Source organism: Streptomyces sp., from assembly GCF_036524955.1.
GTDB lineage: Bacteria > Actinomycetota > Actinomycetes > Streptomycetales > Streptomycetaceae > Actinacidiphila.
Map to the genome: position 1 here is coordinate 1 of NZ_DATDBG010000206.1, position 11,190 is coordinate 11,190.

Annotated in this window: 13 protein-coding genes and 1 tRNA gene; 6 read left to right on the plus strand and 8 right to left on the minus strand. The window is 70.6% G+C overall.

Translation table 11 applies throughout. From position 1 onward, the window contains the following. Window positions 1-107: 107 nt before the first annotated feature. The 3 genes from VIW71_RS16920 to VIW71_RS16930 all read right to left on the minus strand — a co-directional run bounded on the left by VIW71_RS16920 (window position 108) and on the right by VIW71_RS16930 (window position 2,812). Window positions 108-941, minus strand: a complete 834-nt coding sequence (locus VIW71_RS16920) for a chaplin (protein WP_331623140.1) — start codon at window positions 939-941, stop codon at window positions 108-110. 169 nt (window positions 942-1,110) lie between these two features. After that, on the minus strand, window positions 1,111-1,344 hold the full coding sequence (locus tag VIW71_RS16925) for a chaplin (RefSeq protein WP_331623141.1): 234 nt from the start codon (window positions 1,342-1,344) through the stop codon (window positions 1,111-1,113). 145 nt (window positions 1,345-1,489) lie between these two features. Then, window positions 1,490-2,812 (minus strand): M20/M25/M40 family metallo-hydrolase, encoded by a 1,323-nt coding sequence (locus VIW71_RS16930; RefSeq protein ID WP_331623142.1) that lies wholly within the window; start codon window positions 2,810-2,812, stop codon window positions 1,490-1,492. A 248-nt stretch (window positions 2,813-3,060) separates the two neighbouring features. Between VIW71_RS16930 and VIW71_RS16935 the strand changes: the two genes are divergently transcribed. Further along, window positions 3,061-3,145 (plus strand) — tRNA-Leu (locus VIW71_RS16935). A 204-nt stretch (window positions 3,146-3,349) separates the two neighbouring features. Here VIW71_RS16935 and VIW71_RS16940 read toward each other — a convergent pair. From VIW71_RS16940 to VIW71_RS16965, 5 genes are all read right to left on the minus strand, one after another. Next, the gene (locus VIW71_RS16940) at window positions 3,350-3,640 is read right to left on the minus strand and encodes a LapA family protein (RefSeq protein WP_331623143.1); all 291 of its coding nucleotides are present in this window, start codon (window positions 3,638-3,640) and stop codon (window positions 3,350-3,352) included. Window positions 3,641-3,777: 137 nt separating this feature from the next. Then, window positions 3,778-5,394 (minus strand): MFS transporter, encoded by a 1,617-nt coding sequence (locus VIW71_RS16945; protein WP_331623153.1) that lies wholly within the window; start codon window positions 5,392-5,394, stop codon window positions 3,778-3,780. 217 nt (window positions 5,395-5,611) lie between these two features. Then, window positions 5,612-5,800, minus strand: coding sequence for a DUF397 domain-containing protein (locus tag VIW71_RS16950; protein WP_331623145.1), 189 nt, complete (start codon window positions 5,798-5,800; stop codon window positions 5,612-5,614). Next, on the minus strand, window positions 5,797-6,654 hold the full coding sequence (locus VIW71_RS16955) for a helix-turn-helix domain-containing protein (protein WP_331623146.1): 858 nt from the start codon (window positions 6,652-6,654) through the stop codon (window positions 5,797-5,799). Before VIW71_RS16955 ends, VIW71_RS16950 begins: the two co-directional genes overlap by 4 nt. Before the next feature lie 326 nt (window positions 6,655-6,980). After that, window positions 6,981-7,487 (minus strand): ArsI/CadI family heavy metal resistance metalloenzyme, encoded by a 507-nt coding sequence (locus tag VIW71_RS16965; protein ID WP_331623147.1) that lies wholly within the window; start codon window positions 7,485-7,487, stop codon window positions 6,981-6,983. Window positions 7,488-7,577: 90 nt separating this feature from the next. Here VIW71_RS16965 and VIW71_RS16970 point away from each other — a divergent pair, with 90 nt between their 5' ends. From VIW71_RS16970 to VIW71_RS16990, 5 genes are all read left to right on the plus strand, one after another. Then, window positions 7,578-7,955 (plus strand): ArsR/SmtB family transcription factor, encoded by a 378-nt coding sequence (locus VIW71_RS16970; RefSeq protein WP_331623148.1) that lies wholly within the window; start codon window positions 7,578-7,580, stop codon window positions 7,953-7,955. Continuing rightward, window positions 7,952-8,701 (plus strand): aquaporin, encoded by a 750-nt coding sequence (locus tag VIW71_RS16975; protein WP_331623149.1) that lies wholly within the window; start codon window positions 7,952-7,954, stop codon window positions 8,699-8,701. Before VIW71_RS16970 ends, VIW71_RS16975 begins: the two co-directional genes overlap by 4 nt. A gap of 26 nt (window positions 8,702-8,727) precedes the next feature. Further along, window positions 8,728-9,147, plus strand: coding sequence for an arsenate reductase ArsC (locus VIW71_RS16980; RefSeq protein ID WP_331623150.1), 420 nt, complete (start codon window positions 8,728-8,730; stop codon window positions 9,145-9,147). A 14-nt stretch (window positions 9,148-9,161) separates the two neighbouring features. Beyond that, the gene (locus VIW71_RS16985) at window positions 9,162-9,650 is read left to right on the plus strand and encodes a GNAT family N-acetyltransferase (RefSeq protein WP_331623151.1); all 489 of its coding nucleotides are present in this window, start codon (window positions 9,162-9,164) and stop codon (window positions 9,648-9,650) included. A 595-nt stretch (window positions 9,651-10,245) separates the two neighbouring features. Beyond that, window positions 10,246-11,133, plus strand: coding sequence for a GH25 family lysozyme (locus VIW71_RS16990; RefSeq protein ID WP_331623152.1), 888 nt, complete (start codon window positions 10,246-10,248; stop codon window positions 11,131-11,133). Window positions 11,134-11,190: the final 57 nt, after the last annotated feature.

An 11,190-nucleotide genomic window follows, 5' to 3' on the forward strand; every position in this document is an offset into this window, starting at 1 on the left:
CCCCCCCCCCCCCCCCCACGACCGGATCTCCTTCGTTCGGGTCCCCGCAGGCCCGGGGCCGCCGGTGCGGCTCGGGATTCGGGTTCCGTGCGGCTCGTGGCGTCGGCTCAGCGCCGGACGGCGCGGCCCCGGCGGTAGAGCAGGGCGCCGCCGAGCAGCAGCGCGCCGGCGGCGGGGGCTGCTACGCCGACGAATTCGGTACCCGTGTGGGCGAGGCTCCCCGTACCGCCGGTGGACGGGCTGAGGTGGGAGGCGGCGACGGGGTTCCGGGCCTGGTCGTGCGGGGTGCCGGGCCGGGCCGGGGTGGGCGTACCCGGGGTGCCCGGGTTCCCGGGGTTACCGGGGTTGCCCGGCTGTCCGGGGTTGCCCGGCTGACCCGGGTTTCCGGGCGTTCCCGGGTTGCCCGGCTGGCCCGGATTACCGGGGTTGCCCGGCTGACCGGGGTTGCCGGGGTTGCCCGGCTGACCGGGGTTGCCCGGGTTCCCGGGGTTGCCCGGATTGCCCGGACCGGGGTTCCCGGGCTGGGTCGCCCCGTTCCCGCAGGCGTTCCCGTTCACCGCGTTGAGCCCGCCGATCACCGTCACCGTGTTCCCGCAGACGTTGACCGGGATGTCGACCGGGGCCTGGACGGAGTTGCCGGAACCGAGTCCCGGCGATCGGGAGGCACCTCCGGTGGCCGTGGCGCCCTCTCCCGGGGAGGACGTGTTGCCACAGGAGTTGCCGTGGGCGGGGTTGAGCAGGCCCAGAACGTTCACGGTGTTGCCGCAGATGTTGATCGGCACGTGCACCGGGACCTGCACGGAGTTGCCGGACAGCAGGCCCGGTGAATCCGCCGCCGTACCGGACGCTGCGCTGTCGGCGTAGGCCAGACCGCCGCCCACAGCAATCACCCCACCGGTGGCCACCACGGTGAGCAGGCCCTTCGTCGCGACCTGTCGCATGACTTTCCCTACCTTCGTTGTCGACCGGAACGGCCGTCGCTCCAGAGCGCAACCCTGCGCGCCCTGATGAGCGCGGCCCCCGGAAATGGCGAGCGCCCCGGGAGCGCGGCTCAGCGGCGCCCGGGGCCGCCCCGGCCTCGGCCGCCGGCGGCCGAAGCGGGGCTGGGTCCTACTGGTTCACGCAGTCGTTGCCGAAGGCGGGGCTGAGCAGCCCGATCACGGAAACGGTGTTGCCGCAGGCGTTCACCGGCACGTCGACGGGGATCTGGACGGTGTTGCCCGACACGACGCCCGGGGAGTGGACGGCGGCGCCCTGCGCGCCGGAGTCGGCGACAGCCAGACCCGCGCCCGCGAGCACCAGACCGCCGGCGGCAGCCGCGACAGCGGCGACCTTCTTCATCATGAGCTTCCTCCTACGGGGACATGTGATCTCAGCCTCGGACCACACACGTCGTAACGACCCCGGAGGAAATAGAGCTACGAATGAACCGCGCCATTCACCCGTACCGGCGACGGAACCGCCGGTACGGGTACAGACGGTCGAACGGTCAGCAGTTCTCGATGAAGCGGTCGAGAACCCGTACGCCGAACTTCAGGCCCTCCACCGGCACCCGCTCGTCCACGCCGTGGAACATCCCGGCGAAGTCCAGCTCCGGCGGCAGTTGCAGCGGCGCGAAGCCGAAGCAGCGGATGCCCAGGTCGTCGAAGGACTTCGCGTCGGTACCGCCGGAGAGCATGTACGGCACGGCGCGGGCGATCGGGTCCTCGGCCTTGAGCGCCGCCTGCATGGCGTCCACCAGCGAGCCGTCGAAGTCGGTCTCCACCGCCTTGTCGGAGTGCAGCGTCTCGCGCTTCACCCGCGGCCCGAGGACGCGGTCGAGGTCGGCGAGGAACTCCTCCTCGTACCCGGGCAGGAACCGGCCGTCGACGTGGGCGGTGGCCTGGCCGGGGATGACGTTCACCTTGTAGCCGGCGCCGAGCATGGTCGGGGCGGCGGTGTTGCGCAGGGTGGTGCCGATCATCTTGGCGATGCCGCCGAGCCTGGCGAGGGTGGTCTCCATGTCCTCCGGGTCCAGCTCGACGCCGAACGCGTCGGACAGCTCGTCGAGGAAACCGCGCACGGACTTGGTGACGCGTACCGGGAACTCGTGCCGGCCGAGCCGGGCGACCGCCTCGCACAGCTCGGTGATCGCGTTGTCCTTGTTGGTCATCGACCCGTGCCCGGCGGTGCCGTCCACGGTGAGCCGCATCCAGTGCATGCCCTTCTCGGCGGTCTCGATCAGGTACAGCCGCAGGTTCTCGTTGACCGTGAACGAGAAGCCGCCGACCTCGCCGATCGCCTCGGTGACCCCCTCGAACAGATCCGGATGCCGGTCCACGAGGTGCCGGGCCCCGTACGTACCACCGGCCTCCTCGTCCGCGACGAACGCCAGCACGATGTCCCGCGGTGGCTTGCGCCCGCTGCGCAGCCGGTCGCGGACGACCGCGAGCGTCATCGCGTCCATGTCCTTCATGTCCACCGCGCCCCGGCCCCATACGCAGCCGTCGGCGACCTCCCCGGAGAACGGGTGCCGCGTCCAGTCGTCCGCGTTGGCCGGCACCACGTCGGTGTGGCCGTGGATCAGCAGTGCGGGCCGCGACCGGTCCTCCCCCTCGATCCGCGCCACCGTGGACGCCCGGCCCTGGTGCGACTCGAAGATCCGCGGATCGAGCCCGACCTCGGCCAGCTTCTCGGCGACGTACTCGGCCGCGGCCCGCTCGCCCGGCCCCGAGTGGTCCCCGTAGTTGCTGGTGTCGATCCGAATCAGCTCACTGCACAGGCCGACGACCTCGTCCTCGCCCGTCACGCCTGCGCTCTTCGACTCGCCCACGCCATCTCCTCACTCGCCGGCTACTGCCCTGCCATCCCGCACGCGCCGCCCTCCCCCGTCGGCGGACGCCACCCCATCCTCCCCCCGCCACCCCACCTCCCCCAAGGCTCCCCGTTTGGTCGGTCCTCCTGCTCACTCCCTGCGCGGGCCGCCTCCTCCCTCGGCCGCCCTCACGGTGATCGCCCCATCCGGATCTTTGCTATGGTTTACCTCGTCGCCACGGCCCCGAGGCTCCGGTGACACACCCGGTCCGGGTGGCGGAATGGCAGACGCGCTAGCTTGAGGTGCTAGTGCCCTTTATCGGGCGTGGGGGTTCAAGTCCCCCCTCGGACACACACCACTTCCCCGCGGTTTCTCTGAGATCGCGGGGTTTTGTCGTTGTGCGGGGTGCGGGTCGGGAAGGACCCCGACTCGGCAAGGGCGACGGGGAGAGGTCCACCGGGCCGAGGATCTCCAGTGCCGCTGCGGCCACCCCGAGCGCACGGTCGCTTCGGACGACTGGGGCCCGAGAGGGCTCAGCCGTGCGCGGCGAGGCCGTCAGCGTCGCCGTCGGGGTTGCTCTGCGCGGCGTCGGTTTCGGTTCTTGGCGGCGCGATGGCTGCCGAACCATCCGATCAGCGCACCGCCGATCGCCGTGGCTGTAAGCACAATCCACAGGGGGGCCATGACGGTGGAGAAGTAGAGGTGGATCTTCACCGAACCGGTGTTGATGGCGATGAACCAGATGGCCAGTACCGCGATCACGGCAACGGCCACCGTCTTGGGCCGCACAGGCACACCGCCGGATCGGCGCTGATTCGAGGCGGGAAATTCATTCGGGTCGGACATATACCAATAATGCACACTTTCTTCGATAATTTCTTGCCCCGTCTGTTCCCGACGCCATTCGGCCGTTGCGATGACGCTGGTTGATCAGACCGCCGGGGATGGGGCGTCGCACACCGCCGCGTACGACGCGGCGGTGTCTATGGCTGCGCCGAGCGAGGCTGGGTCTTCGGGATCCGCTGCGTGAAGAACATCGCCAGGAGAGCAGCCAGGGCGAGGATGGCGAGTGCGGCGCGAAGGCCGTCGAGCCTGGCCGCGGCGTTCGCGTCGATCGCGGCCCGGCTCACCTCCGCGCTCGTGCCCGCCTTGTCGAGGGCAGTCTTGAGCTGGGCGTCCGACAGGAAGGGCACGCCGCTTTCGAGTTCCACGGTCGCCTGGCTCTTGACCTCGGCCGGGATGGCCGGGTTCTGCTCGATGCTGGTCAGGAACGACGTCGTCAATGCGGCGATCAGGATCGACCCGGCCAGTGCCGTACCGATCGAGGCTCCCAGGTTGGTGACGGCGTTCTGGATGCCGCCGACTTCCGCGCTGTGCTTGTCCGATACCGCAGACACGGTGACCGACCCGAGCTGGGAGGCAAGCGCGCCCATGCCGAGCCCGATCAGTAGGAGGGGAAGGGTGACGATTTCCGCACCCGCGTCCGCGTCGAGTGCGGACAGCAGGACCACCGCGCCGGCGAGCAGCGAGAGGATACCGAGACGCACCACTCGCCGCGGTGAGACGTCGGGCAGCAGACGCGGGATCAGGATCGCGGCAGCCAGGAGTGTCAGTGAGAGAGGCAGGATGCGTGCGCCGGTCGCGAGCGCGGACAGGCCCAGCGCGATCGACAGGTAGAGCGGTACGACGAAGAACACGCCCATTTGCACGAGGTACTGGAAGAAGAACATCGTCAGGCCGCCGGTGAGCTGCTGGTTCCGCAGCAGGGCCGGGTCCACGAGCGGCTCCCTGCGCCGCGCTGCGAGGCGGGCCTCCCAGCGCAGGAAAAGCCAGATCAGGGCCAGGCCGGCCAGCATCAGCCACACGACCAGCGAGATCCCGAGCCAGGCGGGCGCATCGGGCTTGGGCAGGAACCAGCCCCATTCTCCCGAACGCAGCACGCCGAAGACGAAGATCCCGAGCCCGAGGGCGGAGAGCACGGCGCCGACGAGATCGATGCGCGGGCGCTCGCCGGCCGGCGCGTCGGCGATGCGGCGGGCAAGAACCAGGATGCCCAGCACGATGGCGACCTCTCCGGCGAAGACCCAGCGCCAGGAGAAGTACGTCGTCGCGACACCCCCGATGAGCGGTCCGACCGCGATCGCCGCGGCTCCTGCGGCGGCGACGAGTCCGTAGGCGGCGGGCCGGCGTTCTGCGGCGAAGTTGCCGGCGACGAGCGCCACGATCGCGGGCAGGATGAGCGCCGCCCCGACCCCTTCCAGGAACGACCAGCCGAACAGGAGCACGGGCAGGTTCGGGGCGAGCGCGGTCGTCAGGGATCCGCAGCCGTAGATGCCGCAGCCGATCGTGAACGCACGCCTGCGGCCGATGAGCGCGCCGACCTTGCCGCCGGGGATCATGAGCATGGCCATCACGAGCGTGTAGGCCGTGATCGCGCCCTGGATACCGGTCACGGTCGAACCCACATCATCAGCCACCGTGGCGATCGAGACGTTCATGACCGAGCAGTCGAGTGCCATCAGGAACTGCCCGGCCGCGAGTGTCAGCAGGACGAGTCCCGCCGTCGCCGAACTTTCACCAGCGCCTTCCCCGGGTGTCATAGCCGTATCGTCCCGGCGACCGCAGAACCCGGACCCTCGACCCACCCCGTGCGTCAGCCGATTGGCGGCGGCTGGGCTCAGCCCGGAGAGTCCCCTCGCGGATGGCGAGAACCACACCTCGACCCTCATACGGCCGCCGGGCCGGGGTCTGCGTCACCAGCTCCGGCCCGAGGCCGGCTGAGGTACTGCCGTCGGACGGCTGGGCCCGCGAGAGAGCTCAGCCGTCGGTGGCGGCGAACCGTACGAAGCGCGTCCAGGCGTCGCGGCCGAGGGTGAGGTGAGGTCCGTGCTTGTCCTTGGAGTCCCGCACGTGAACGGCCTGCTCGGTGACGGCGACCTCCACGCAGTCGTCGCCCTGCGTGCCGCTGTAGCTGGACTTGAACCAGACGAGTTCCGTCGCGCTCATAGCTCTCCTCGCAGTCGCTCCAGCAAGCCCCGCGAGTCTTTGGGGTTCAGGGCCTGCGAGCGCAGTGTGTCATAGCGATGGTGGAGGAGGCCCACCTCTTTCGGGTCGGCAATCAACCGCCCGTTCTGCTGTCCTTCGGAGTAGCCGATCCGTCGGCCATCAGGGGCTTCCAAGAGCCGCATCGGACCATCCAGGCAGGCATGCGCCTCCGCTTCCAGCGGCACGAGTTGCAGCGTTACGTTGCGCGGCGCACTGAGCCGTAGGACTTGGTCGTACAGCTCCCGAGTCACCTCCCTCCCGCCCAGGTTCCGCCGGAACACGGACTCCTCCACGATGAAGCTGAAAGGGACGTGCGGACGCTCGTACAGCATCTTCTGCCGCTCCAGACGAGCGCTGACCTGGGCCTCCAACTGCCCATCCGTCAGCAGCGGGATGCTGTTGTCGAACACCGCCCGCGCGTACCCCTCCGACTGCAACAACCCCGGCACCAGCCTGCACTCGTACGTGCACAGGCTGACCGCCACCTTCTCCAGCCGCGCCCAGCGGCGGAACCACGCGGCCAGCCCCGGCTCGCCCCGCGTCAGATGCCGGGCTGCCTTCCGCAGCGCGCCCGTGTTGCCCACGACCTCCTCCGCTCGTTCCACGAAGGACTCGTCCGGCATGCGCCGCCCCAGCTCCACGGACTCCACGGTGTGTTTGGAGAAGCGGACCCGCTCCGCGAACTCGGCCCGGCTGAGCCCCGCGTGTTCCCGGAGGGCCTGGACGACGGCCCCGAAGGTCCGCAGGCTGTCCGAGGGATCGGGCTCCCGCTCCCAGTCGGTGTTGCCCATCGCTGCGGCGTTGTCGGTTGTCATACGCGGCCCCTCCAGGTGCTGTGCGTGCGCGATCTCCCGCGATCGACTCACCCAGCGTGACGGAAAGACCCGCGTACAGTCCACCGAATGTGCCCGTACGCTGACGCAGCGTACGAGGCGCACCGCTGGTCAACGCCGCCGGGTGCCCGCCACGGTGGGACCGTGAACGCGAGCACGCCCCAACTCCCGGCCACCGCACGAACGTTCGTCCAGCTCGTGCCGTCGACGCGGCGCGGGGCCCGCCTCGCCCGGCTGCTCGTCGCCGAGCGGCTCCGCGGCCTACCGGTGCCACCCGATGTCACCACCCGGAGGCAAGACGCCTCCGGTCAGCCGGCGCAGGCGCATCCGGCGGCGGCTTTCGCCTCGGCCGGGGTCTGTGCGGGGTCCGTGGCCTGCTCGTCGGGCGTGCAGCAGGCGGTGGTGCCGCAGCAGGCGTCCGGCGTGCCGGCGGCCTTGTCCCGGGTGTCGGCGTCGGCCTTGACCACGTACACCTCCCAGGGTTCACTGCCGGGGCCGGTCACCCAGACCTTGTCCTGGAGGGCGTAGCAGCACGAGGTGTCGTTCTCCTCGACGGTGGCCAGGCCCGCCTCCTTCAGCCGCTCGGTGGCGGCGGTGACCTCTTCGGTGGCGGCGACCTCGACGCCGAGGTGGTCCAGGCGGGTGGTCTGCCCGGTCTCGCCCTCGATCAGGACGAGCTTGAGCGGGGGTTCGGCGATGGCGAAGTTGGCGTAGCCCTCACGGCGCTTGGCGGGGGCGGTGCCGAACAGCTTGGAGTAGAAGGCGATCGAGCCTTCCAGGTCGGCGACGCGCAGGGCGAGCTGGACACGGGACATGGCGGTCTCCCATCCGGGGACGATGCTGTATCGACGTCTGTCGATATGACCGAGGTTGCCACTCGATTAGATGACTGTCAACATAGAGCCATGTCGAAACAAGAGGGTCTGCCTGTGCTCGGCCAGGCCTCGGTGTGCTGTGCGCCGATGGTCCGCGAGCCGCTGGGCGAGGAGGCGGCGGCCGAGCTGTCGCGGATGTTCAAGGCGCTGTCGGACCCGGTCCGGCTGCGGCTGCTGTCGCTGATCGCCTCCCATGAGGGCGGCGAGGCGTGCGTGTGCGACCTGACCGGTCCGTTCGACGTGTCCCAGCCGACGATCTCCCACCATCTGAAGGTGCTGCGAGAGGCCGGCCTGGTCGGCTCGGAGCGGCGCGGGACCTGGGTGTACTACTGGGTGCTCCCCGCCGCCCTGGCCCGGCTGTCCGATCTGCTCCAGACCCCCGCCGTTCCCGTGGAGGCCGGAGTATGAGCGGGCGGGCGCCCCTCGTGCGCCGGGCGGCGGCCGAGGCCGTCGGGACAGCGGCGCTGGTGGCCGTGGTGGTCGGCTCCGGCATCCAGGCCACCGAGCTGACCCGGGACGTCGGAGTCCAGTTGCTGGCCAACTCCCTCGCGACCGTCTTCGGCCTGGGCGTGCTGATCGCGCTGCTCGGCCCGGTATGCGGCGCGCACTTCAACCCGGTGGTCTCGCTCGCGGACTGGTTCACCGGCCGCCGCGACGGCGAGGGCCTGCGCGGGCCGGAACTGGCCGCCTACATCCCCGCCCAGATCGCCGGGGCCATCGGCGGCGCGGTCCTGGCGGACGCGATGTTCGCCCGGCCGCTGGTGCACTGGTCCACCCACGACCGCTTCGCCGGACACCTGTGGCTCGGCGAGGTCGTGGCGACCGCCGGGCTGGTCCTGCTGATCTTCGGCCTGGCCCGGTCCGGCCGCGCCCACCTGGCGCCGGCCGCGGTCGCCTCCTTCATCGGGGCGGCGTACTGGTTCACCTCCTCCACCAGCTTCGCCAACCCGGCGGTGACCATCGGCCGGGCATTCACCGACACCTTCGCCGGGATCGCCCCCGGGTCGGTGCTGCCGTTCCTCGCCGCCCAGCTGATCGGCGCCGCGGCCGGCCTGGGCCTGGTCGCCGTCCTGTTCGGTCGTTCGTCGCGCGCTGTCGCCGACGAGGTGGCCGTCCTCCGCAGCGAGCAGCGGCTCGCCCCCTCCTCCCGCTGAACCACCGAAGAAAGCGCCCTGACCTCATGAGCACTCCCACCGTTCCCTCCGTGCTGTTCGTCTGTGTGCACAACGCCGGCCGGTCGCAGATGGCCGCCGCGTTCCTCACCCACCTCGCGGGCGACCGCGTCCAGGTCCGCTCGGCCGGCTCCGCCCCGGCCGACCAGGTCAACCCCGCCGTGGTCGAGGCGATGCGCGAGGTCGGCATCGACATCTCCGCCGAGACCCCCAAGGTGCTGACGGTGGAGGCGGTGCAGTCCTCGGACGTGGTCATCACGATGGGCTGCGGGGACGCCTGCCCGTACTTCCCCGGCAAGCGGTACCTGGACTGGACACTGGACGACCCGGCAGGCCAGGGCGTCGCGGCCGTCCGCCCGATCCGTGACGCCATCGAGCAGCGCGTCCGCGGCCTGCTGGCCGACCTCGGCATCCACGCGGCAGCGTGACCGGGGCGGCGCGGGTGCGCATCGCGGCCCTGCGGTCCGAACACGCCGTGCAGGTCCTGGCGATCTACCAGCTCGGCATCGACGAGGGGAACGCCACGTTCGAGACCACCGCGCCCACCTGGCAGGCGTTCGACGCCGCGAAGCTGCCCGAGCACCGGCTGGTCGCCCTCGACAGCGGCGGCCGGGTGCTCGGGTGGGCCGCCGTGGTGCCGGTGTCCGACCGGTGCGCGTACGCCGGGGTGGTCGAGCACTCCGTCTACGTCCACCCCGACGCCCGCGGCCAAGGCGTCGGCGCCGCCCTGCTGAACGCCCTGCTGACCTCCACCGACGCTGCCGGGGTCTGGACCGTCCAGTCCGGTGTCTTCCCGGAGAACACCGCCAGCCTCGCCCTGCACCGACGGGCGGGATTCCGGGTCGTCGGCACCCGCGAGCGCATCGGCCGCCACCACGGCCGGTGGCGCGACGTCGTCCTCGTCGAACGCCGCAGCCCGGCCGTGCACTGATCCGTCGAACCGGCCACCCGTCCTCGGCGCCCGCGCACATCCCCGTACGGCGCCCCGACGGACACACGCCATGACGACGCGCTGGGTCCTGGACGTGCCCGTGTGGGAGAAGCTCCTCGACGGCGCTGGGTTCGGGGACGTGACGTGCGACATCATCCGCGATGCCGGCGGCGGCGATCGGCTGCCGATCGCGACCGCACTCGTGCGAGCCACAGCGGGACGAGGCCGACCGGGGCGGGTTGCGCGGCCTCAAGCTGCTCGGCGGGGGCGCGATCAAGCGCCGACCCCCGCCCTGGGGGCGCCCCAGCCCAGCAGAAGGCGTCCGTGGTGCACGGCGGGCAGGCGCGGGCTCGTCTGCCCCACACCGCTGTTTTCATACCTTGAAACTTCTTGCGTTCCGCCGGCTGTTTCCACAGGTCCGAGGCTCGCCCACTGGGCTAGGCCATCGGAGATTCGCAAACCTCTTCCCACCGTGCCGGTTCACATGCGTCACTTATGACGCGCTCACGTCAGTTGACCGTTCCACCGATCTGTCCGGACAGCAACACCCAGCAACCTCGCACGCCCCAACCTGATGACGTAGCAGGAGGTAGCTATGCCCACCTACAGATCGCGTTCCCCGAAGTCCCGTTGGCGAGGAGCCACCCTGACCGCGGTTGTCGCCGCGGTCTTCGCACTGCTGATGACCATGACAGGAGCGGCCACGGCGGCGTCCTCGCCGTCCGGTGCGCGGATCCAGCCCGGCGAGGCGTACATGGGCGCGGGCACCCGGGCGCACCAGGGCGGTGCGCCGGGTGACACCGCCGGTGTGATCACCCCGCTGAGCCAGACCGACGGCGTCCAGGGCATCGACGTCTCGCACTGGCAGGGGTCGATCAACTGGACCGCGGTGCGCAACTTCGGGATCCAGTTCGCCTGGATCAAGGCGACCGAGGGCACCAGCTACAAGGACTCGGCCTTCAACGCGAACTACCTGAACGCCTACAACGCCGGTGTGATCCGCGGCGCGTACCACTTCGCGCGCCCGGACATCTCCAGCGGTGCCACGCAGGCGAACTACTTCGCCTCCAACGGCGGCGCGTGGTCGCGGGACAACCTGACGCTGCCGGGCGTCCTGGACATCGAGTACAACCCGTACGGGGCAACGTGTTACGGCCTGTCCACCTCGGCGATGCGCACCTGGATCACCGATTTCTACAACACCTACAAGGCGCGCACCACCCGTGACGCCGTGATCTACAGCACCGCGAACTGGTGGAACACCTGCACCGGGTCGTGGACCGGGATGGCCACCAAGAGCCCGCTGTTCGTCGCGCACTACACCACGGCGACCAGCCCGACCATCCCGGCCGGCTGGCCGACCTGGACGGTCTGGCAGTACACCAGCACCGGTTCGGTCAGCGGTGTGGCCGGCAACGTGGACCGGGACAAGTTCAACGGCACCCGGGACCGGCTGCTGGCCCTGGCCAACAACACCCCGTAACAAGACGCTGTAACAGCACGCCGTAGCAACGACGTCCCGCCGGGCCGCGGGCCGCCG